Origin of the sequence: Arthrobacter alkaliphilus, from assembly GCF_021483235.1 — a bacterium.
GTDB lineage: Bacteria > Actinomycetota > Actinomycetes > Actinomycetales > Micrococcaceae > Arthrobacter > Arthrobacter alkaliphilus.
Window position 1 is genome coordinate 112,488 of record NZ_JAKEEC010000006.1, and the last position, 21,167, is coordinate 133,654.

Sequence of the window (21,167 nt, forward strand, 5' to 3'; positions counted from 1 at the left end):
AAACAGGAATATCTCTCACTTATCGAGAGATAAGGGAGGATTGGTATCCATGCGCACCCACCCGCGGCCGGCCACCGAGCAGGTCGTCCTGGTCGACGCCGACGGCAGCCCCATCGGTGAAGCCGACAAAACGACGGTACACACGAAGGACACGCCCCTGCACCTGGCGTTTTCCTGCCACCTTTTCAACCAAGAAGGCCAGATTCTGGTGACCAGGCGGGCGCTGACGAAGCAGACATGGCCAGGGGTATGGACCAATTCCTTTTGCGGGCATCCCACGCCCGGAGAAGACGCTGCCAACGCAGTGATCCGGCGGGCCCACCAGGAACTGGGAATCTGCATCACCGCTCCCGGCCTTGCCCTGCCCGACTTTCGCTACCGCGCACAAGACGCCTCCGGGATCGTGGAAAACGAAATTTGTCCGGTCTTCACCGCGGTCTTGGACCGTGATCCTGACCCGGTTCCACGGGAAGTCTGCCAATGGCGGTGGACGGATCCGGCAGCCCTGTTGGAGGCTGTCACCGCAGCGCCGTGGGCTTTCAGTCCATGGCTGGTGCTTCAACTTCCCCTTCTTGCCGCTGCAGACCCCGGCCTATTCGCTTCCTGACGCGCAGGCTTGTTCGCGGGCGCGGACGATCGCCTCGCTCAGTTCGGCGACGAATGCCGACAACAGCTCCACTTCCTCAGCCGGATGGCGGGCAAGGACTTTGAGGAGTTCGTCAACCATCGGGGAAAACATCTGAACGCCCGAAGCGCGCGCCGTATCGGTGACACTGACATTCACCTGCCTTCTGTCAGCGTCGCTGCGCTCACGCACCAGATGCCCCATCTTCCCCAAGCGTTCCAGGACCGCGGTGGTCGCTGCTGAACTTATCGCCAATTCGGCCCCCAGGACCCCCGGCGTGATCCTCCGCCCTTCCCTTTGGGCGTCAATCAGCGCCGTCAGCGCCTCCAAATCCGTCCGATGCAAACCGTGAAGACGCCCGACCGCTCCGGCGTAACGCTCGCTTTCCCTCGTGAAGCCCTGCAACACCAGCATCAGTTCCCTGCCGGGATAGTCGGCCCCGGGGACACGGGGCATCGGATCACCGCTCGCAGCGTTGTGCCCCTGCCCTGTGGCGGCAACTGCACCAGAGGGCGGACGGAAGGACCCGGAACTTGACATACCGCCATCGTAAACCTCGAACAACCCGTCCCCGGAAGGCCGCCGCCGATCCCCTGGCTGGCATGACCCCGCTCTGCAGGCCACAAAGTGGTCAAATGCCGTGGGTAAAATAGGGCCCTCTGACAAGTGAAGGAACAACGTGATCAAAGAGCAAACGCTGGATCAAGCCCATGACCCGTCGCACGAACTGGCCGATGCTGTGGTGCAGCGCGTGTTCTACACAGTCAACACTGGAAAGTTCCCGTCATCCCCTGAATTCAGTGGCCGAAACCAAGCCTTGGCCTACGCGCTGGAACGCAGTACTGCCGGAGAATTCGGCAGCATCGTCCCGGCGCCCGTTGAGGTGGAGATCCGTGTTGAATACCTGCTTGCCTCCGGCAGGGTCACTCAAGGCATCGCGGAAGCATTCACCGTTACCGCATAAGGCACTGCTGGCCACTCCCGGCCATGGGGAGGATAATGCGGAACCACCGGACACCCTCCACCAGCGGATCAGAAGGAGCATCGTGACCACAACCAGCGAGTCTTCCGAAGCCAAAGACGACCCCCAACCGGCGGTGAAGTGGTCGGACAGACCACAACCACACGACTACCCGGCCGCCGCCTCCTACCTTTCCCTCATCGCGGGCCCCAAAGCCGTCAGCAGGGCGGTCAAGGCCCTTGAGCAGGCGGACACGGTGTCATTCAAGGCCAAAGACCTTCTGCGTGCCGCCGGCCTCCCGCTCCTGCCGGCCGATGACCCCGACGTTGCCAAGGAACTGGACCGGGCCAAGGCAGGTACGGCCCTCTCACCCTGCCTGATCATCCGCGGGAGCAAGAAAACCGGGACCACCGCCCGGATCGCCGACGGCTACCATCGCGTCTGCGCGTCATATCACCTGAGCGAAGACACCGGCGTTTCCGCGCGCATCGTCGGATTCTAGGCGCACCGATGCCGGCACGAGGCGCAACAAGACCGTCCGGACGGCGGAGGCACCCCGGGCTCTCGCTCGAGGACCATCGCATGATGCGGGACTTCAACCACCCCGGCAACGCCTCACGCCGCCTTATCAGTGAATTCCTCGGGACCTACCTCCTGGTGCTCGCCGCGGCCGGGTCCGACGTGGTGAACACGGCCACACACGGAGGGCTCGGGCACACGGCCATGGCGATGACCCCGGCGCTGACGATCATCGCCGTCGTTCTATTCATAGGCCCCATTTCCGGGGCTCACCTGAACCCCGTGGTGACTATGGCGTTCGCGCTGCGCCGGGACTTCCCTTGGCCTAGAGTTCCCGCCTATGTCCTCGTTCAGGCCGCCGGCTCAATACTGGCCTCTGCCACGCTCCTGGCCGTGTTCGGCCACCACGGCAAGGACGGGATGACCGTTCCAGGCCCGGAATTCACCGATCTTCAGGCATTGACCCTGGAGGTCCTGCTGACCGCGGGACTCGTCAGCACCGTCCTCGCCGTCGCCTCCGGGGCGCAGAACGTGGGCGCCCTGTCCGCCTTCGGAATCGCCGCATATATCGTCATGGCCAGCCTGTGGGCGGGCCCCGTCAGCGGAGCGTCAATGAACCCGGCACGGTCACTCGGTCCTGACCTGGTCGCCGGTGACTTCAACCGGTTCTGGATCTACGCCACCGGCCCCGTCGCCGGGTCCCTCCTCGCCGTCGCCATCGCGTGGGTACTGCGAGGCCGCGGTGGACAGGCCGCCGCCGAAAAAGCCGCCCAGGGTTCCCTGCCCGGCTGAGCCAGAGGTCCAGTCCTTCTTCGCTTGGTCCCGGCCCCGCTCGCACCAACGAGGACCGTTGTCATTTGACGCAAGGGATGGTGCCGCCTTGAAGGGCTCCGGTCGAATCGGCGTAAGTGCTGGTAGTGGGAGCCGGATTGCCCTGTGCAGGGCCGGCCGGTGCGGGGTTGTCCTGTGCTGGGCCGGCCGGTGCGGGCGCCGCCGGTGCAGGGCCGGCCGGTGCGGGGGTCGCGTTATCCGCGGCAGGACCGGAGGCCGCGGTGCTCGTACCGGACGCTGGCTGCGTCGCCGGCGGGGCGGGCGTGAGGAGCTCCTTAACGGTGGCTTGAACCTCGTCGATGTCAATGGTGTTGATCGAGGCGCCGTCGGGTGAGACGCCGAACCCGGTAATCGGCAGCGTGGTGAACGCGATGTTACCGCCGGTCAGGGCCGTGGCCTGCTGGGCAAGTTCAATGAGGTTGAGGTCTGCGTCGACGACGATGTTCTTACTGACCGCCTCCAGGACACCTTGCATTTTCCCGATGTCGGTGAAGGTACCGGCCTGTTTGAGCTGGTGGGAGACGGAGGTGATGAAGGCTTGCTGGCGGCGTTCGCGGTCCAGGTCGGAGAACTGGTAGTTCGGGTCGGTGGTGTCCCGGCGCTGCCGGACGAATGCCATGGCCTGCTTCGCGTCGATCTGCTGGATACCGGCTTTGAAGTCCGCACCTGAGAAGGTGTCCTGGGTGGCACGGTTGACGCATACGGTGATCGGCGCAATGGCCTGGGCCGTCTGGTAGAACGCTGCCATGGTCACTTCGATGAAGTGGTCGATGTGGACGTTGTTGCCCAGGAACTTACTCACCGTGGCGATTTCCGCCTTGCGACCAGCGTCACGGGCCGCCTGGTAGGTGCTGTCGTCGTCTGGCTTTCCGGAGTTGATGAGCGACGTTTTTTCCGCGTCAAAGCCGTAACCGTAAGCCTCCTTGATTTTCGCTTTGCCGGGACCGCCGTCCGGGATGCCCGCCACATCGACGTAGTCATCGCGCGGGATGGAAATTCCCGTTGCCTTGGACCCATCCGCCGGGATGTGGATAAGCATCAGCACGTTGGAGTTGTAACCGCCGATGCTTGCGTCCCCGGCATGAAGCGCGTCGTACATTTCGGCAGGCAGGGGGTGGCCCTGCTCATCAACGCGTGTATCGAGCCCCATCACGAGGATGTTCGTGTCCTGGGTGAGCTTGGGAACCTCCTGCCCGTTCAGCGCATCGGAACGATGAAGGTTCGCGTTGAAGTTCAGGGCTGTCCCGCCCACAAAGACAATGACCCCGACAACCAACAGGACAACTGCGAGGGCAGAGAAAAAGACGATCCGCCGACGCCGGAACTTGCGTTCCCGGTCACGCTTCAGGAGCTGCTCATACAACGAGAGCGGCCGCGGGTTGTTGGTTTCGGTCACCTGGGGTCCTTTGCTTATTGTTCTTCGGTACTTACGCTCTACGGCGTAATCATTCAGAATCCGGGACCTCGTCCGAGGTGTCCAGAATCAGGTCGTAGGCCTCACCGTCGATGAGACCTTAGTCGTATGCCTGGTCGATCTCTTCAAAGGAACCCCTGGTGTCCGCATACGGTGTGGAGTCCCACTCCGCCTGTGCTGCGGCCAATCCTTCGTTCGTCACGCCAGGCCACGCGGACAGTTCCGGGACCATCGTTGCACGGTCAATGTAACCGGCCGCGTGGCGCTCGGCAATTTCGTACGGGCCGGCACTGCTGAATCCCTCAGGGATCGGCTCCACTCCCCTGCCCTCCGCCTGGGAAAGCTGGCGCTCCGTGGGCTGCTGATCGCCATGCCCGGACCTCTTTCCGTATAACTACTGTCGTTAGCACTGCCGTCCATCACGCTTATTCTGCGAGTTCGGGCCGCAAGAGCACGTCATTATGTTGTCATTTTGACAGGACAAATAAAACCATCATAGTGTTGACAATGAGAAGTCCGCTGGCCCCCCAACCGGCGGACTTCTCTTTTGCTGGTGTCGCAGCTCAAATGAGCGGCACCGACGTGCCGTGCGCAAACAGATCGAGACCCAGATGCCAAACCTAGCCACCGTTACCTTCGGCGCCTCTCGAGGCCCCCGCGGTGGGCGCCTTGATCAACGAGGGCAAACTCGATCTCAGCACCGAAGATGAACATTTCGGAAAAGGACGAGCAGAGTCACAGCGTATGGGCGCATTCGCACATAGTCTCGATGGTGACCGAGAAGGCGTCCGGGTGGTCCGGCCGAGGAAACGGGGATGTCATGGCTGACAGAAGAGTCAAGCGCGTTGTGGTGATGATCCAGGAAAACCACACTACTGACAATTACTTCCGGGGCCTGGCCCCCTATGGGGCTAACGTTGCCTCCGACTGGCCGATTCAGGCGAACCCCCCTGTCTCGGATCAGCCGCATGACCGGCACGCGTACTACAAATGGCTCACCGGGGGGCACAAGGCGACCCACTCCCAGTTCGATACTGCCGCGGACCTTCCGTTCTACGCCTACCTGGCCCTGACCGGGGCGTTCCTGGAGAACCATTGCAGCGGCTTCGGCACGAACTCCACGCCGAACCATCTGCTGCTTGTTGGCGGCCAGTCACCGACGCTGCGCAACCCGTCCCGGACCCAACCGCCGCCTTTGTGGGACATGCCCTCGGTACCAGGGCTGGCGGACGACGCGGGCATTGGATGGGCGTGCTACACCGGCACCAGCAACTATCCCGCCGGGTTCTACAAACAGCTCAACGGCTCCAAAAACCTCATATCCAACACACACTTCGTCGCTGACGCTGCCGCCGGGAAACTGCCCGCCCTGGCCTATCTGTGGCACAACTCCCCCGAAGACGAACACCCGACCGCTGACGTCACGATAGGGATGAAAAAGATATGGGAGTCCGTTGACGCCGTCGTTAAAGCAGGCGGTTGGGACGAGACGGTGTTCCTGCTGACCTGGGATGACTGGGGCGGCTGGGATGACCACGTAGACACCCCAAACGTGGAACACACCGCGGATGGCGTGCAGCTCGCTTACGGTCCCCGCGTCCCGCTCATCATGTTCGGCGGCCCGGTCAAGCCCGGTATCGACAGTCGATGGTCCAACCATGCCAGCATTCCGAAGACCGTCATGCAGCTGCTCGGACTGGCAAAACTCGGCGTGGACAGGGTCGACAACGACCCCGGACTGGCGGACCTGATTGACCCTGCCCTACACAACGCAGCCCCGCCCGGGTATGGATCACAAATCAAGCTGCCCCCTCCGCCGCAAGCGCCGCCAAAACCTAAGCCGCTGCCCGCTCCCCCGGTGGCGACATCTTCTCCTGTCGGTCCCGTGGTGCTGCGCGACGGAGGAACACTCCCACCACCTAATGACGTCCCACTGGTGACTACAAAGCCCTGAGCGACAACTGTTGAGCAAGCAAAGCAGGATCTGAAGCCCGGTACTGGGTATGGCTCGGGGTTCCAGTCGGCAGGCTCGAAAGTGGATCTTTGTCCCCGCGGCCCTTCGGTTCCGCTCGTCGTACTTTGCCGCTTTCAATAGCCACCGTAGCCTTGGGACGCCTACCTGGCGTAGCACTCGGCCCGTTTAGCTCCGCCGGCCGTGATCAGACGCGCGGACCCAAGCCTGCAAGGGTTCGTCTCAGGCTTTGATCACGGCGCCAATGCTGGTCTCTTTGATAGGTGATCGGACGCCTTGACTGGATGAACGGTTGTCATCACTATGGGTGTCTAACCGCACCTAATTTCCGATATGGAAGGCCGCTGATGTCATCGCTCAGCTACGCACGCCGTTCTTCCCGTTTTCGTTTGCTGCTGGCGGTATTGGCTGTCGCGGTGCTTATGCTTGTTGCCGCACCGGCGGAGGCAGCCTCCACCGCGGGTCCTGGCAACGACGTGTCGTGGCCCCAGTGTGGCAAGCGGCTGCCTAAAGCCCAGACCTTCGCCATCGTTGGTGTGAACAATGGGTTGGCGAATACGACCAACCCGTGTTTGGCCGCTGAACTGTCATGGGCGGTCACTTCAAAGGGCGGGACAGGCCAGCCGCTGGTAGCCCTGTACGTGAACACCGCTAACCCCGGTACGGCCGGGTCCTGGTGGCCCAGCAGCAACTCCTATGGCGGGACAACCGTGGCCAACCCATATGGGACCTGCACCGGTTCTGCCGGGGCGGCCTGTTCATACATGTACGGTTACGCCAAAGCCTATGACGACGCGAACATCCGCGGCGTGAGCAACCCGGGCTCCTACCTCTGGTGGCTTGATGTGGAGACCAGCAACAGCTGGTCGACCGACACTACCGCGAACAGGGCCGACCTGGAGGGCATGACGGCATACTTCTCTGGCATCGGAGCCAGAACCGGCATCTACTCCACAAGTGCCCAGTGGACCCAGATCGCCGGGGCCGTGCCCACCACGAGCAGCCTTTACGCCCTGCCGAACTGGCTGGCAGGTGCGAGCTCGCTGTCGTCGGCAAAAACCAAATGCTCCGATGCCCCGCTGACAGGTGGAGGGAAAGTCACCCTCACCCAATACATCTCAGGCAGTTTCGACTACGACAATTCCTGCATCTGAGACGCACTGCCGGCCAAAATATCAGCCCGGTTGTTCCAACGGGATCTGAATATTCCCAGCGGACCGTGGCGACCTATTATCTGCACAGCAGCGTGCTCGCCATGACCGGCTGCACGCCGGCAACTATCCAGGCATTGCGGTTGGCGCTGTAGGATCGCCACCGCTGACCTGATCGCAGAAGACCCTAAACCAGCCATGGCGGCACGGGGCGCAACTAGTACCAGTACCGTCTTCCGGCGAGAGGGCGTCCGATAGCACCAAGCGCGAAAAGCACGAGGCCGATAACGGCCAGGATCCACCCGATGGTAATCAGGATTCCAATGTTGAAGATATAACCAAGGATTAGTAGAACAACTCCGAGTGAAAGCACTTTAGTCCTTACCTTTCGAAATATTCCGAGCAACCCCAAGTTGCAAGCCGGTTCCCTGCGCTCGTCCCATTCGTACCACAACGGGTTGTGGAGTGGAACAGGAAGGTTCTCAAACCACGCCGCAGCGGCACCGTGCGCGGGCTACGGGCATTCCCACAGCCGCATCCCCCGGACGGCTCGATGGCCTTTCCAGGGGATGCGGTGGTGAGCGAAAAGCTTATGAGGCCTTCACCGTGCCATGCGCTAACTCGTCCGCCTTCGCGGTCTCGATTGTCTTGGTCCTTCGCGGCCCGATCCAAACGGCGATGATCGTGATGAGTGCCTGACTGATCATGTACAGCGCTACAGGCCAGTACTGGTGGGTCGTGGCGAGCAGGAGCGTGGCCAGGACCGGTCCGATGCCCCCGGAGATTGCACTGCCGACTTCCCGTGCGGAGGCGAGTCCGGTGAAGCGGATGTGGGTCGGGAAGAGGTTGGACAGGTAGGCGCCCTGGGTTGCGGACATTCCGCGGACGGCGAATGCGTAAATGACGACGATGGCTGTGATGATGAGCGGGACTGATTTGGTGTCGATCATCCAGAAGAGCGGGAAGATGAACGCCGCGACGAAGACGGCCGAGCCGAGGTAGACCCGGGCGATGCCGATGCGGTCCGCAAGGACGCCGAATAGCGGGTAGGTGAAGAGGCTGATGAACGAGGCGAGGAAGAGGGCGTTGAGTCCGATGCTCGAATCGAGGTGCAGGAAGGTTGCGATGTAGGCCAGGACGAAGGTCTTAACGAGGTTGGTGGTGGAGTTCTCCGCGAAGCAGGCGAACATGGCCACGAACCAGCTGCGTTTGTGGGAGGCGAAGACTTCCTTGATCGGGCTCTTGGGCTTGGCCTTGGCGCGTGTGACGGCGAGGAACTCCGGGGACTCCACCACGCGCATCCGGATATAGAGGCCGATGCCGATGCCGATAACGCTGGCCAGGAACGGCAGGCGCCAGCCCCAGGCCATGAAGTCGTTCTTCGGCATGAAGTTCAGCACGGAGTAGAAGGAGGTGCCGAGCATGATGCCCAGGGCCAGGCCGGCGCCGGGGAGGCTGGTGAGCAGGGCCTGGTTCTTCTTGCTGGCGTGCTCGGAGACCATGACCTGGGCGCCGCCGAATTCCGCTCCGGCGCCCATGCCCTGGAAGATCCGCAGGATGAGCATCAGGACCGGGGCCCAAATCCCAATTTGGTCATAGGTGGGGAGCGCGCCGATGAGTGCGGTGGACACGCCCATGAGAACCAGGGTGGCCGCAAGGACGTTCTTGCGGCCGAATTTGTCGCCGAGGGCGCCGAACACGAACCCGCCCAGCGGACGGAAGAAGTAGCCGATTGCGGTGGTGGTCAGTGCGGCGACGGTTCCCAGGAGCGGGTCGAACTTGGGAAAGAACAAGGTGTTGAACACAAGCGCGGACGCGGTACCAAACAGGACGAAGTCGTACCACTCAATGGTGGTGCCGATGACTCCGGCGAGGATGGCGCGGCGGACCCATTTGGCCCGCTGTTCCGGGGTGGGTGTGACGAGGTTGGACATGGTGGTTCCTTCTACTCCGTTGTAGTGAAGAGGTGCCGGGTGGGTTATTGCTGGAGGGCCAGGCGGGGTGCCATTTCGGTGGCCTGGCGCAGGGCTTCGATCATGCTGCGAACATCGGCGATGCCTTTGCCTGCGATGTCGAACGCGGTGCCGTGGTCGACCGAGGTGCGGATCACCGGAAGTCCGACCGTGATGTTCACACCTGCTTCGATACCCAGGACCTTGACCGGGCCGTGGCCCTGGTCGTGGTACATGGCCACGATGAGGTCGTAATCGCCGCGGCCGGCGAGGAAGAAGGCTGTGTCTGCCGGGAGCGGGCCCCGTGCATCGATCCCGTCGGCCTGGAGCCGCTCGATGGCGGGGGTGATCTTCTCGGCCTCTTCGCCGTAGCCGAAGAGGCCGTTCTCACCCGCGTGGGGGTTGATGGCGCAGACACCGATTCTTGGTTGGGTCACTCCTGCGCGCTTCATGGCTTCGTCGCCGCGACGGACAGTGCGTTCCACGAGTCCGGGTTCGATCTTGCGGATCGCGTCGATGAGGCCGACGTGGGTAGTGACGTGGATGACCTTGACCTTGGGGGTGGAAAGCATCATGGAGACTTCCTTGACGCCCATGAAGTGGGCCAGGAGTTCGGTGTGGCCGGGGTAGATGTGCCCGGCCTGGTGCAGGGTGGCCTTGTTGAGCGGGGCGGTGCAGATGGCCTGGACCTGGCCGGACATGGCCAGCTCGCAGGCGATCCGGACGTAGTGGTAGGCGGCGTTCCCGGCTTCTTTGGATTCCTTGCCCCACGGCAGATCTTCGGGCAGGAGCCCGGGATCGATGACGTTCACCCGCGCGGGGGTGAAAACAGCGTCGGCGATTGCCTCGACGGTGACGACGTCGGCGCTCACGCCCAGTGCCTTGGCAGCCAGGCGCAAGCGGTGCGCGTCCCCGATCATCACGGGGCGGCTGCCGGCGTAGGCGTCCGGGTGGACCAGGGCGCCGACGCTCACTTCGGGTCCGATGCCGGCGCCGTCGCCCATGGTGACCGCGATGAAGGGCCGGTCGTCGTATTCGGTGTTCATGTGGTTCTCCGCTTGTCTTTGGTGGTTCGAATTGTCTTTGGTGGTTCGGGTGGGTCAGTGTGCCGGCAGGCCGGCGGGTCAGGAATGGTGGGATCGGATCGCCCGGTAAAGCTGGGCCAGGACGTGTTCGTCTCCGAAGCTGCCGGGTTTGGTGGCGACGAGCCTGCCATCGTCGGCCTCGCTCACGACGGCCCCGTGCTGTACGGCGGTCAGGGGCACGAGGGAGCGGATGCCCAGGGCATCAAGGACCGCCCGGGCGGTCTCGCCACCGGTGAGGATCAAATCCGCCCGGAGACCTTCCTGGCCGTCCCGGGCTTGATCCGCCTGCTGGGCCAGGAGCGCTAGGCGGGCGACGATGCCGGCCGATCGTTGGGGCTCTACCGGCGAGTCTGTGAGGGTCAGGGCGACCCGGCGTCGGTCGGCAAGGGCCGCGCGGAGCCGGGCACCGGAGTTGCCGTCGGACTCCGGGCCGTTCCCGCCCGGGTTGATAGCGATGACCTCAAAGTTCTCGGCGCTGAGGTCTTCCAGCTGCCGGCGCGCTGCCGGGGAGGCTGAGCCGATGACGGCCAGGACGGGCGCGGCGTCGAGGGCGGGCCCAGCGGCGTCGGCAGCATCCCGGGGAGAGTGCGCGGTGTGCGCAGCTTCCCGTCCAAGGTGCCGGGCGAGCACCCCGGCGATCTGGCCCGTCCCCGCGAGGGCGACCGGACGGCCGGCGGCCGCGAACTCCAGGGCGGCGAGAGCCTTGACGACGGCGTCAAGGTCGGCGTCCGTCTCGCCATCGGCAACAACAATGGCTGGGGTACTGAGCCGCAGCGTGGCCTCGAGCCAGGCGGTGAAGTCCGCGGACCTGACGTCGTCGAGCCCTGCGATGCGGACTTCGGTGTTCTTGGTGACGAGGCCGGTGATGTCGGCCGGGGGCAGGGTGGCTTCGGCTCCCCAAAGGTTCGTGGAGCCGAGGGCGGCCCCGTCGACGAACGGCTTCGCGCCGACGACCGTTCGCCCCATGACTGGCATGGCACCGGCCAGGACGACGTGGTAGCCAAGGTCCGTCAATGCCGAGAGTTCGGCTCCGATGTTCCCGCGCCACAGTGAGTCGGTCTTCTTGAACACGAGCCGATCGTCCCCCGCACCCGGCTCCCCGCAGGAGGCCTTTACTGCGGCAGCTGCCGCCGTCACGGACATGCCGCGGGAGTGCGTGTCAACGACAAGGACCTGCGCGCCTTTGTAGCCGGAACCCTGAAAGTCCGAGTCGGCCGCAAGCGCGATTCGCGCAGCGAGGCCGTGGGCGGCAAACTGCTGCCCCACTTCGGCTGCGCCGGAGAAGTCATCCGCCTGTACGAGGACTTTGGTCATGCCCTTCCTCCTTTCGACGATAGTGATGAGAGCTGTGTCACGAACAATCATGACACGACTGCGCGAAATGCGCTAGACCTATTGCTCATTTCGCGCAGAAGTGGAATAGTGAAAGACATCGAAAGGCGGATCGTCGGCGAAGTGGGCGGCAAACACTGCACATTTCGCGCGAAACGCGCAGTCTTTGGGCGGTCAGTACCCCCGCCCACCATCGGCAGGAAGTATTCATGAGTCATCACCCGGGCGACGTTGCCCCAGTGCACCTTCCCATCTCGAAGCTGGTCCTCGGGACCATGACCTTCGGCGACACTGCGGACGAGGCCACGGCCGGCCGTCTTTTCGATGAAGCCCTCGACGCCGGCCTGACGACGGTCGATACCGCCAACGGCTACGCCGGCGGGGCGAGCGAAGAGATCCTTTCCCGGCTGCTCAAGGGCCGCCGGGACGACGTCGTCCTGGCCACGAAGGCGGGCATGCCCCACCCTGACCACGGAAGCAACTCACCGCTTTCAGCCCCCGGATTGCGCCAGTGCCTTGAGGGCAGCCTCAAGCGCCTGGACGTTGAGAGCGTCGATCTGTTCTATCTCCACCAGCCGGACCGTTCGGTGCCCCTGGAGGAAACCCTCGGCGCCGTCGCCGAACTGGTCGCAGAGGGCAAGATCAAGGCCCTGGGTGTGTCGAACTTCGCCGCATGGCAAATTTCCGAACTGATCCACACCGCAGACCGGGTCGGGGCGCCCCGCCCGGTGGTGGCCCAGCAGCTCTACAACCTCCTCGCCCGGCGCGTCGAGGAAGAATACCTCGAGTTCGCCGCCACCCACGGCCTTCACACCATGGTGTACAACCCACTCGGCGGCGGGCTCCTCACCGGCAAGCACCGGTTCGAAGCCAAACCCGCAGAGGGACGCTTCGGCGATTCGCGCCTTGCCGCAATGTACACCGAACGCTACTGGGACCCGCAGATGTTCGAAGCAGTCCAAGCGCTGTCCGCGGTCGCGGAGGAGGCCGGCATCCCGCTCGTGGAGCTTTCGCTGCGCTGGCTGGCCCACCGTGACGGTGTCGGATCCATGTTGCTGGGCGGCTCAAAGGTAGAACAACTGCGTGCCAACATCGCCGCCGTCGCCAACGGTCCCCTCCCGGCTGACATCCTTGAGGCCTGCGATAAGGTCGGCACCAAGTTGCGCGGCCCGATGCCCGCCTACAACCGCTGACCCTGGCAACCCGATCGAAACGAGAGTAAAGAAGATGACAACCTCACCACAGGTCTTGGAATTCGTCAGGAAGATCCGGGCACGCGAACGCGTCGTCGGGTACTGGTCCGTGCTGGACGCACCGGCCGCCACCGAGCGCGTCGCACGCCTTGGCTACGACTACGTGGCCTTGGACGCCCAACACGGCCTGCTCGGGTACTCGGGCGTGCTCAACGGACTCATGGCCATCGACGCCAGCCAGCGCGCCGTCGGACTGGTCAGGGTCGACAGCAACAACCCGACCTCCATTGGCCGCGCGCTGGACGCCGGCGCGGCCGGGATCATCGTGCCGCTTATCGACACCGCAGCCGACGCCGCCGCAGCGGTTACAGCCGCGAAATACCCGCCCCTCGGACGCCGTTCCTACGGTCCCATGCGCTCTGCCCTGCGCGTCGGTCCCGTCCCGGCAGAGGCCAACGCCTCCACACTGGTCTTCGCCATGATCGAAACACCCGACGGCCTGGCCAACGTCAAAGAAATATGCGCCACGCCGGGCCTCGACGGCATCTATGTCGGGCCCTCCGACCTCGCCCTCGCCGTCGGCGGCGCTTTCCCCGGAGACCCCGCGATCGAAGCCGAATTCAACGAAGCACTCACCACTGTCGCTGACGCCGCGGCAGCCGCCGGCATCGCCGCCGGGATCCACACCGCCGCCGGCACCATCGCCGCGCAGCGCCTGGGGCAGGGCTACACCTTCGTCACCATCGCCTCGGACCTGACGCACCTGGAACTGGCAGCCAAGGCCCACCTTGACGCCGCAACAGCACAAGACTGAAAGACGACCATGCCCAACACCCTCGACAGCGCGTACGGGACCATCACCCGCGACGGCGTCATCCGCCACACCGACGACGCGGACTTCGCGTACCTGCCCGCCGCCACGATCCAATCACACGCCGCGAATCTGCAGACCCTTCCGGACGGGCGTCTGGGCTGTGTCTGGTTCGGTGGAACCCAGGAAGGCGTCAGCGACATCTACGTCTGGTTTTCTGCGCTCACCCCGGGTACCGGCCAGTGGTCAGATCCCGAACAGCTTTCCGACGACGCCGCCCGGTCCGAACAAAACCCGATCCTCTTCGCGCCAGGCGGCGACACGGTCTGGCTCCTGTACACGGCCCAGAAAGCCGGCAACCAGGACACCGCCGAAGTCCGCCGCCGCATCTCCACCGACAGCGGCCACACCTGGGGCCCCGCCGAAACCCTGTTCGCGGCCAACGAGGCCGGCGGGATCTTCGTCCGCCACCAGCCCCTCATCCTTCCGTCCGGCCGGTGGATCGTCCCGATCTTCCGCTGCCTCACCACCCCCGGCGAAAAATGGTCCGGCAATAACGACGACAGCGCCGTCATGATCTCCGACGACAACGGCAATACCTGGGCCGAACACCTCGTCCCCGGCAGCACCGGCTGTGTCCACATGGACATCCAGCCCCTGCCCGACGGATCGCTTCTGGCCCTCTACCGCAGCCGCTGGGCCGACCACATCTACGAATCCCGCTCCACCGACGACGGCACCACCTGGACCGAACCCGTCCCCACCGAACTACCCAACAACAACTCCTCCATCCAGTTCACGGCCTTGGCTGACGGGCGGCTCGCCCTCGTCTACAACCACCGCCGCGCCGAAGAGACCACCGAGCGTCGCCTCTCGCTCTACGACGAAATCGACGACAACGGCCTGATCGAAGCCGGATCCGAACCCACCGCCGTCGACCCCGCACCCTCTTCGTCCACAGGCCGGACCGCCTTCTGGGGCACGCCCCGTGCGCCCATGACCCTGGCCATCTCCGAGGACGGTGGCCGCACCTGGCCTATCCGCCGGAACCTGGAAGTCGGCGACGGGTACTGCCTGTCCAACAACTCCCGCGACGGGCTCAACCGCGAATTCTCCTACCCCTCCATCCACCAGGGCCCGGACGGCGAGCTGAACATCGCCTACACGTACTTCCGCCAAGCCATCAAGTACGTCAAGGTCAGCCCCCAATGGGCCTACGCCGGAACGACCACTCCCGGCGGTGACAGCGATGCCTGAGGCCAGGCACGCCGTCGTCACCGGATGCAGCTCCGGCATCGGCAAAGCCGTCGCGCTGCGCCTGCTCGACGACGGTTGGCACGTCACTGGCCTGAGCCGCACCGAAACCTCCCTCGGCGACGGGTTCTCCTGGTGGCAGGCCGACCTCGCGGATCCGGATGCCCTCGCCGAGGTAACCTCCGACCTGCCAACAGCAGACGCGTTTGTCCACGCGGCCGGGATCCAGCAGACAGGGCGCCTAGGCGAGCTGGATCCCGCTTCGCTCTCCGCCATGTTTACGGTGCACGTCGCAGCAGCCAGCATCCTTGCCGATGCCCTCGTCCCTGAGATGCCCGACGGCGGCAGGATCGTCCTCATCGGAAGCCGGACGGCAGCCGGCGCGGCGGGCAAAAGCCATTACGCCGCAACCAAGGCAGCGCTTTTAGGACTCAGCCGGTCCTGGGCCAAAGAACTCGCCCCACGCCGGATCACCGTCAACGTCGTCTCCCCCGGCCCGACGGACACACCCATGCTCTCCGATCCGGCACGGGCGCAGGTGCCTCCGGTCGCTCCTGCCCTCGGGCACCTCGTTGACCCGGACGACGTCGCCGCCCTCGTCGGCTTCCTCACTGGCCCGCACGGCCGCTCGATCACGGGCCAGGACTACATCGTCTGCGCCGGAGCCTCGCTATAGTGCACAGGCCACGGGCGCGGGACATGCACCGCTACGATGAAAGCAGGCACCAACGCGCTGCCGATGGAGTGCTTCCACTTAGACCGAAGGGGGTCCGCGTGACAACCGCGAAGGCCAGACGCGAGGAGATCTACCAGCTCGCCACCACCGCGGGGTTGACCTCGGTCGACGAGCTTGCCCAGCGGTTCCAGGTCACCGCATCGACCATCCGCAGGGACCTCGCGCTGCTGAACGACCAAGGAAAGCTCGCCCGCACCTACGGCGGCGCCCTCGCCATCGGTACACACCCCGAAGCCTCCCTGCGCCAGCGGCTCGGCGAAGCCTACGAGGAAAAACAAGCCATCGCCCGCTGGTCAGCGGCCCAGGTCCAGCCCGGCGAATCGATCCTCCTCGACGGCGGCTCCACGGTCGGTGCCGTCGCCCACGCGCTGCGCGGCCACACCAACCTCACCGTCACCACGCCCGCGCTGAACACCGTCCAGGAACTCGCCGACTCCCCCGGCATCCAGGTCGATTGCCTGGGCGGACGGTTCCGTAGCGTCAGCCAGACCTTCGTCGGCCCGCTGGCTGAGGCAGCACTGGAGCGTGTGACCTTCGACCGTGTCTTCCTCGGGGCCGACGCCGTCACGGCCGATGACGGAATCTGCGAGGCTGACCAGGCCCAGACCAGGCTCAAGGAGCTCATGGCCCGCCGCGGCACAACCGTCTACGTGCTCGCGGACTCAAGCAAACTCGGACAACGGCCTTTCCACGCATGGGTTCGCCTGCCACTCCCATGGACCCTCGTCACCGACGAAGCCGCAGATCCCCGCCAAATCGATCTCTTCCGCAATGCGGGCATCCACGTCCAAACTGTGCCCCTCGAAGACAGACTCGCCGACAACCTCGCGGTCGAACAGGCAAGCTGACCACGTTAGGGCCGCGCCCTGTCAGTGGCCGTGTGATCCACCCTCAGCATCCCGGCGCGCCTGAGCGATTCCCTGCCAGTACACCCATCGACCGGGACTCCCTCAGGAGCGGCCGACCATGGTCGGATGGATGACGAAAGTTGAGCTGCAACCAGAGAGAAACTCATGGCATCTGATACTTCCGTCATCCCTCATCGCCGAGCCCAAGATCCGAGTGGCGGCGAGCGCCACTCCGCGCACTGGGCAGGGGTCTTCGCCCTGTCGTTCGGGGCCTTCGCACTCGTCGCCTCCGAATTCATGCCGGTAAGCCTCCTCACGCCCATGGCAGCGGACTTCCAAGTCTCGGAGGGTATGGTCGGGCAAGGCATTGCGATCTCAGGGCTGTTCGCCGTATTGACGAGCTTGTCGATCTCCACCCTGGCCGGCGGTACGAACCGCAAGACGCTGCTGATCGGCCTCACAGCGCTCATGGGAGTGTCCGGCGCGCTAATCGCACTGGCCCCTGGCTTCCTGCCGTTCATGATCGGCCGGGCGCTCATCGGAGTGGTCATCGGCGGCTTCTGGTCCATGTCGGCAGCCACCGCCATGCGCCTCGTGCCGACCGCCCGGGTACCGCGCGCGCTGGCGATCGTCAACGGCGGCAACGCCCTCGCCACCGTGATGGCAGCACCCTTGGGCAGCTACCTAGGTTCCCTGATCGGCTGGCGTGGCGCATTCTTCTGCCTGGTACCGGTGTCCGCCCTCTGCCTGGTCTGGTTGTGGATCAGCCTGCCTTCCTTGCCGGTCACCCGGCGGTCGACGACGGCCCGCGACCTCGTCACGATCTTCACCGCCCTGCGTAACCGCTCCGTTGCTTGGGGCATGGCCGCCTGTGGCACCTTCTTCATGGGCCAATTCATCCTGTTCACCTATATCCGGCCATTCCTTGAGACAGTGACCCGTCTCGACGTCACCACGATTTCCCTCGTGCTGCTCGTCCTTGGGGTTACTGGATTCCTCGGCACCGTGCTGATCGGCGGATTCCTCGGACCGGGCCTGCACCGGACCTTGATCACCATCCCCGCCCTCATGGCCCTCGTCGCCGCCTCCCTGGTCCCCTTCGGCGCCTGGTTCGCCGCCGTCGTCGGCCTATTGGGCCTGTGGGGGCTGCTGGGGACCTCGGCGCCCGTCGGCTGGTGGAGCTGGGTGGCCGAAGCCATGCCCCACAACGCCGAACAAGGCGGCGGCTTGATGGTCGCGGTCGTCCAGACCTGCATTGCCCTTGGTTCGACCTTGGGCGGCCTTCTGTTCGATTCCCTCGGCTACCAAAGCACCTTCCTGGCCAGCACCGCCGTGCTACTGCTTGCTTCCCTCCTGGCAGTCGTGACCACTCGGGTCACCCCTCGAGGAACGAGCCGTTAAGCCAGCCCAGCAGAAGGTTCGCATGAGAGGTGTACCCACAGGGAATCCCTCATCTGCTCCGCCGGACGTACGGTTGACTGCATGGACAACAGATCCGAGGTCCGCGAGTACCTCATGTCACGCAGGGCGAAGCTCTCCCCCGAGCTCGCCGGGATCCCCGCCGGACCGAACCGGCGCGTGAGCGGCTTGCGCCGCTCCGAGGTCGCCATGCTCGCCGGGGTCAGCGTCGAGTACTACTCCAAGCTTGAACGCGGCGCGATTGCCGGCGCGTCGGCGTCGGTCCTCGACGCAATCTCCAGCGCCCTGCAACTCGACGACACCGAACGGGCCCACCTCCTCGACCTCGCCCGCGCAGCGGACGGAATCCCGACCTCCGGCCGTCCCCGCCGTCGCACCACCGCCAACCCGGCGACACGCCCCAGCCTTCAGTGGGCGCTGAACGCCATCACCGACGGCATCGCGTTCGTCCGCAACGCCCACCAGGACCTGCTGGCAACCAATGAGCTCGGCCGCGCCTTCTACTCCCCAGTCATCGGCGACGGCGGACGCACCCCCAACCTCGCCCGCTTCCAGTTCCTGGACCCCGCTTCACGCGAGTTCTATCCCGACTGGGAGCTCTTCGCCGAAATGTGCGTCGGAATCATGCGCGCCGAAGCTGGACGCGACCCCCACGACAAATACCTCCAAGACCTCGTCGGCGAACTCTCCACCCGGAGCGAATTGTTCCGGCGTCTCTGGGGAGCACACGACGTACGCACCCACGGGACCGGAACCAAACGCTTCAACCATCCGGTCGTCGGCGAAGTAACGGTCGCCTACGAAGAACTCGCCATTACCGCCGAGCCCGGCCACCTGCTCCTGGTCTACACAGCAGAACCCGGATCACCTTCCGCTGAGAGGCTCCGCCTTCTCGCTTCCTGGGCAGCCTCGCACAGCCCGGCAGCCCTGAGCAACGACTGACACTGTAGGGCCGTCCGCCGGGCAACGCTTCTCCCACAACTCCATGCTCCTCGGACAAAATGGAGGAAGTTAGCCCTCCCGGCCCGTGGGGTCCGCGTTTGTCCCGCTCGCAACCGCCGACGCCCCCGGCCTCGGCGGCCGACGCTTCAAGGCTTGATCGACGGTGACAGAACCAAAGTAGAAAGCCACAACGACGGAGGTAAGCGACGTGAAGCTCTTCAGCAGTTCTTCGGACGTTGTATTCACTCCTGACGCAGGACCCCAAAACACAGCCCACGATGTCAGGACGAGGTACAAAAGAACAACCGTGGCCGCGATGGCGTCGCGCATGGCGACCGCACCCGACTCCTGCCGATACGCCCGTTCATAACCCCAGATGCCGTAAAACGTGAAAACGACGAGGCAACCGAGTCCGATGATGTACCCGAGATCCTTGAAGGACCCCAAACCCGTGAAGGTGTTAAGTTCCACGATGGGCGCTGCGATAACTACCAGGATTCCGGGGACGACAACGATAACCCACATCCAAGGGAATTGCCTTGGATCCTGAACTCTTTCCGTCCGAGCGTCCCTAGCCATATGAGCCTCCGCCTGAGTATTGCAACCCGGCTGAGCGAAAGTTTCGACCCCCACTTTCAGCCTGTCAACCCCCGCGTTGACTCATCAAAATGCCCGCGTAGCTGTAGGCGAAGCATCGTCTGAGAATGCCCATGCAGCGACGTGTCTGTGGTCTCGCTTCAAAAAGGGTGACGGTCAGGCATCATGTACCCCCGTCCAAGTACCTGACCAGGTTGGGTGGACGATAGTCCGAGTCGATGTCATAGCGCTTCAAAGCGGCGTCTGCCACGCGTTCATGGTCCGGATCCTGCGGCCCGATTGGTCGTACATAGGCCGGAAGGAGCCGCCAAAACCCGCTCCGGGACTCGTGGATACGACCGGTGACATCTGGATCGACGTCGATGGTGTAGCCAGCTCCGGGTTCGATGGCTCCTTGGAAAGCTTTGGGTCGGAACGCCAGCCCGCAGGACTGGACGCGGTCGGCTATCCACATCAAGGCGAAGTCAGACAAGGAGGAATCCCGGTTCCCTCCCCCAACATCTCCATGAGTGCCTGCGAACCAGACCTGCTCGAGCTGCTGTTCACCGGCGTCATCCTGCCGGCGCCAGATACACGGAACAAACGGCTTGCGTCTTTCGTCGATGGCGAGGGCTTGGAAGGCGTGATCCACGGTGGTGGAGAGGTCCGTGTCGTGGAATTGCCAGCGGCGGTTGAATACATCGACTCCTGGGAGACCAGTAAGGGGAATCCCGAGGGCACCCACGGTATCCCAGACCGCTATGCAGCGAATGCGGGTCTCGTGGGAGTAAGAACGGCGAAACAAGGTGGCTTCGATGGCCCGGGGATTGGTGGTAGGGGTGCGATCCCTGTAGAGGGCATAGGCCTCTTGGAGGCGGCTTCGGAAACGACGGCGAAGGATGCCCGCGTTCCTGATAAGGCCTGCCGCGCTGCGTGCGGTGTAAGCGCCTCGGCTGAAGCCGAGGAGGAACAGCTCGTCCCCCGGTTGGTAGTTCTCGAGGATGAACCGGTAAGCCGCGAGAACGTCGCGGGAGAGACCTGCGCCAAAGGCGCCCCCGCCGAGGCGTTCCCTGCGGCCGGTGCCAACGCCTCTGTGGTAAAAGACCCTCTGCTCGATCTCATCGCCGGTTTGGTTGGCACCCTTGCTGTCGATCCCTAGTGCGAGTTTCGTGACGTTGGTGGGGCACGGGCGCCCGTCATCGGTTTGGTCTGGAGTCGCCCAGGTACCGTCGCAGCACACAATGAGACGTTTGTGCATTATTCCTCCTTGGGGTGAAAAATCCGACTTACCTCAATTGGATTCGACACCGCAGCCAACTCAATGGACATGCTTGCATTGAGTCGCAAGGCCCCCTGCCCCCGTCTTCCTGCCCTTCAGCCACCAAGGAGGCCTTTTCCCGGTTGCTGGTGAAACGGGTTCCGCGCGCAAAAGATCTGCCCGTGTACGTCCGTCCCGAAGACCGCTCGAAAACTTTGCGCGCAGCCTTGTCCCACGACGAAGCGTCTGCATAGCCTAGATTCCTAGATTCTCGCATCCCATCAGAAT

Annotated in this window: 21 protein-coding genes; 13 read left to right on the plus strand and 8 right to left on the minus strand. The window is 64.1% G+C overall.

The window, feature by feature from the left end; all coding sequences use genetic code 11:
- The first annotated feature begins 49 nt into the window (after positions 1 to 49).
- The gene (gene idi / locus L0B83_RS06815; RefSeq protein ID WP_234757656.1) at positions 50 to 607 is read left to right on the plus strand and encodes an isopentenyl-diphosphate Delta-isomerase; all 558 of its coding nucleotides are present in this window, start codon (positions 50 to 52) and stop codon (positions 605 to 607) included.
- Here idi and L0B83_RS06820 read toward each other — a convergent pair.
- Positions 593 to 1,165 carry a MarR family winged helix-turn-helix transcriptional regulator gene (locus L0B83_RS06820; protein WP_234757657.1) on the minus strand — a complete coding sequence of 191 codons (573 nt, stop codon included), beginning with the start codon at positions 1,163 to 1,165 and terminating at the stop codon, positions 593 to 595. The two genes, idi and L0B83_RS06820, sit on opposite strands and share 15 nt — an antisense overlap.
- A gap of 139 nt (positions 1,166 to 1,304) precedes the next feature.
- Here L0B83_RS06820 and L0B83_RS06825 point away from each other — a divergent pair, with 139 nt between their 5' ends.
- The 3 genes from L0B83_RS06825 to L0B83_RS06835 all read left to right on the plus strand — a co-directional run bounded on the left by L0B83_RS06825 (position 1,305) and on the right by L0B83_RS06835 (position 2,897).
- Complete coding sequence (locus L0B83_RS06825; protein ID WP_234757658.1) at positions 1,305 to 1,589, plus strand: hypothetical protein; 285 nt, start codon at positions 1,305 to 1,307, stop codon at positions 1,587 to 1,589.
- Positions 1,590 to 1,671: 82 nt separating this feature from the next.
- The gene (locus tag L0B83_RS06830; RefSeq protein WP_234757659.1) at positions 1,672 to 2,088 is read left to right on the plus strand and encodes a hypothetical protein; all 417 of its coding nucleotides are present in this window, start codon (positions 1,672 to 1,674) and stop codon (positions 2,086 to 2,088) included.
- 80 nt (positions 2,089 to 2,168) lie between these two features.
- Positions 2,169 to 2,897 (plus strand): MIP/aquaporin family protein, encoded by a 729-nt coding sequence (locus L0B83_RS06835; RefSeq protein WP_234757660.1) that lies wholly within the window; start codon positions 2,169 to 2,171, stop codon positions 2,895 to 2,897.
- 61 nt (positions 2,898 to 2,958) lie between these two features.
- On the opposite strand, the gene L0B83_RS06840 is transcribed toward L0B83_RS06835, so the two are convergent.
- Together L0B83_RS06840 and L0B83_RS06845 are read right to left on the minus strand one after the other, a co-directional pair.
- A complete protein-coding gene (locus tag L0B83_RS06840) occupies positions 2,959 to 4,332 on the minus strand; it encodes an LCP family protein (protein ID WP_234757661.1) in 1,374 nt (457 codons plus the stop codon).
- A 118-nt stretch (positions 4,333 to 4,450) separates the two neighbouring features.
- Positions 4,451 to 4,669 (minus strand): hypothetical protein, encoded by a 219-nt coding sequence (locus tag L0B83_RS06845; protein WP_234757662.1) that lies wholly within the window; start codon positions 4,667 to 4,669, stop codon positions 4,451 to 4,453.
- A gap of 501 nt (positions 4,670 to 5,170) precedes the next feature.
- On the opposite strand from L0B83_RS06845, the gene L0B83_RS06850 reads away from it, so the two are divergent.
- Together L0B83_RS06850 and L0B83_RS06855 are read left to right on the plus strand one after the other, a co-directional pair.
- A complete protein-coding gene (locus L0B83_RS06850; protein ID WP_234757663.1) occupies positions 5,171 to 6,304 on the plus strand; it encodes an alkaline phosphatase family protein in 1,134 nt (377 codons plus the stop codon).
- A gap of 365 nt (positions 6,305 to 6,669) precedes the next feature.
- Positions 6,670 to 7,476, plus strand: coding sequence for a glycoside hydrolase family 25 domain-containing protein (locus tag L0B83_RS06855; RefSeq protein WP_234757664.1), 807 nt, complete (start codon positions 6,670 to 6,672; stop codon positions 7,474 to 7,476).
- 587 nt (positions 7,477 to 8,063) lie between these two features.
- Here the strand turns inward: L0B83_RS06855 and L0B83_RS06860 are convergent.
- The 3 genes from L0B83_RS06860 to L0B83_RS06870 all read right to left on the minus strand — a co-directional run bounded on the left by L0B83_RS06860 (position 8,064) and on the right by L0B83_RS06870 (position 11,824).
- Positions 8,064 to 9,407 (minus strand): MFS transporter, encoded by a 1,344-nt coding sequence (locus L0B83_RS06860; RefSeq protein ID WP_234757665.1) that lies wholly within the window; start codon positions 9,405 to 9,407, stop codon positions 8,064 to 8,066.
- Between the two features lie 44 nt (positions 9,408 to 9,451).
- Positions 9,452 to 10,471, minus strand: a complete 1,020-nt coding sequence (pdxA, locus tag L0B83_RS06865) for a 4-hydroxythreonine-4-phosphate dehydrogenase PdxA (protein ID WP_234757666.1) — start codon at positions 10,469 to 10,471, stop codon at positions 9,452 to 9,454.
- A 78-nt stretch (positions 10,472 to 10,549) separates the two neighbouring features.
- Positions 10,550 to 11,824 (minus strand): four-carbon acid sugar kinase family protein, encoded by a 1,275-nt coding sequence (locus L0B83_RS06870; protein WP_234757667.1) that lies wholly within the window; start codon positions 11,822 to 11,824, stop codon positions 10,550 to 10,552.
- Positions 11,825 to 12,051: 227 nt separating this feature from the next.
- Here L0B83_RS06870 and L0B83_RS06875 point away from each other — a divergent pair, with 227 nt between their 5' ends.
- From L0B83_RS06875 to L0B83_RS06905, 7 genes are all read left to right on the plus strand, one after another.
- Positions 12,052 to 13,035, plus strand: a complete 984-nt coding sequence (locus L0B83_RS06875) for an aldo/keto reductase (protein WP_234757668.1) — start codon at positions 12,052 to 12,054, stop codon at positions 13,033 to 13,035.
- A gap of 34 nt (positions 13,036 to 13,069) precedes the next feature.
- Positions 13,070 to 13,849 (plus strand): HpcH/HpaI aldolase family protein, encoded by a 780-nt coding sequence (locus L0B83_RS06880; protein ID WP_234757669.1) that lies wholly within the window; start codon positions 13,070 to 13,072, stop codon positions 13,847 to 13,849.
- 9 nt (positions 13,850 to 13,858) lie between these two features.
- Positions 13,859 to 15,103 (plus strand): sialidase family protein, encoded by a 1,245-nt coding sequence (locus L0B83_RS06885; protein ID WP_234757670.1) that lies wholly within the window; start codon positions 13,859 to 13,861, stop codon positions 15,101 to 15,103.
- A complete protein-coding gene (locus L0B83_RS06890; protein WP_234757671.1) occupies positions 15,096 to 15,776 on the plus strand; it encodes an SDR family NAD(P)-dependent oxidoreductase in 681 nt (226 codons plus the stop codon). The genes L0B83_RS06885 and L0B83_RS06890 overlap by 8 nt, the downstream gene beginning before the upstream one ends.
- A 98-nt stretch (positions 15,777 to 15,874) precedes the next feature.
- Positions 15,875 to 16,684: a DeoR/GlpR family DNA-binding transcription regulator gene (locus tag L0B83_RS06895; RefSeq protein WP_234757672.1), complete on the plus strand. Its 810-nt coding sequence runs from the start codon at positions 15,875 to 15,877 to the stop codon at positions 16,682 to 16,684.
- Positions 16,685 to 16,849: 165 nt separating this feature from the next.
- Complete coding sequence (locus tag L0B83_RS06900) at positions 16,850 to 18,085, plus strand: MFS transporter (RefSeq protein ID WP_234757673.1); 1,236 nt, start codon at positions 16,850 to 16,852, stop codon at positions 18,083 to 18,085.
- A gap of 81 nt (positions 18,086 to 18,166) precedes the next feature.
- A complete protein-coding gene (locus L0B83_RS06905; RefSeq protein ID WP_234757674.1) occupies positions 18,167 to 19,045 on the plus strand; it encodes a helix-turn-helix transcriptional regulator in 879 nt (292 codons plus the stop codon).
- 69 nt (positions 19,046 to 19,114) lie between these two features.
- On the opposite strand, the gene L0B83_RS06910 is transcribed toward L0B83_RS06905, so the two are convergent.
- Both L0B83_RS06910 and L0B83_RS06915 read right to left on the minus strand, forming a co-directional pair.
- Positions 19,115 to 19,570, minus strand: a complete 456-nt coding sequence (locus L0B83_RS06910) for a hypothetical protein (RefSeq protein WP_234757675.1) — start codon at positions 19,568 to 19,570, stop codon at positions 19,115 to 19,117.
- A gap of 235 nt (positions 19,571 to 19,805) precedes the next feature.
- On the minus strand, positions 19,806 to 20,879 hold the full coding sequence (locus tag L0B83_RS06915) for a T6SS phospholipase effector Tle1-like catalytic domain-containing protein (RefSeq protein ID WP_234757676.1): 1,074 nt from the start codon (positions 20,877 to 20,879) through the stop codon (positions 19,806 to 19,808).
- Positions 20,880 to 21,167 lie beyond the last annotated feature (288 nt).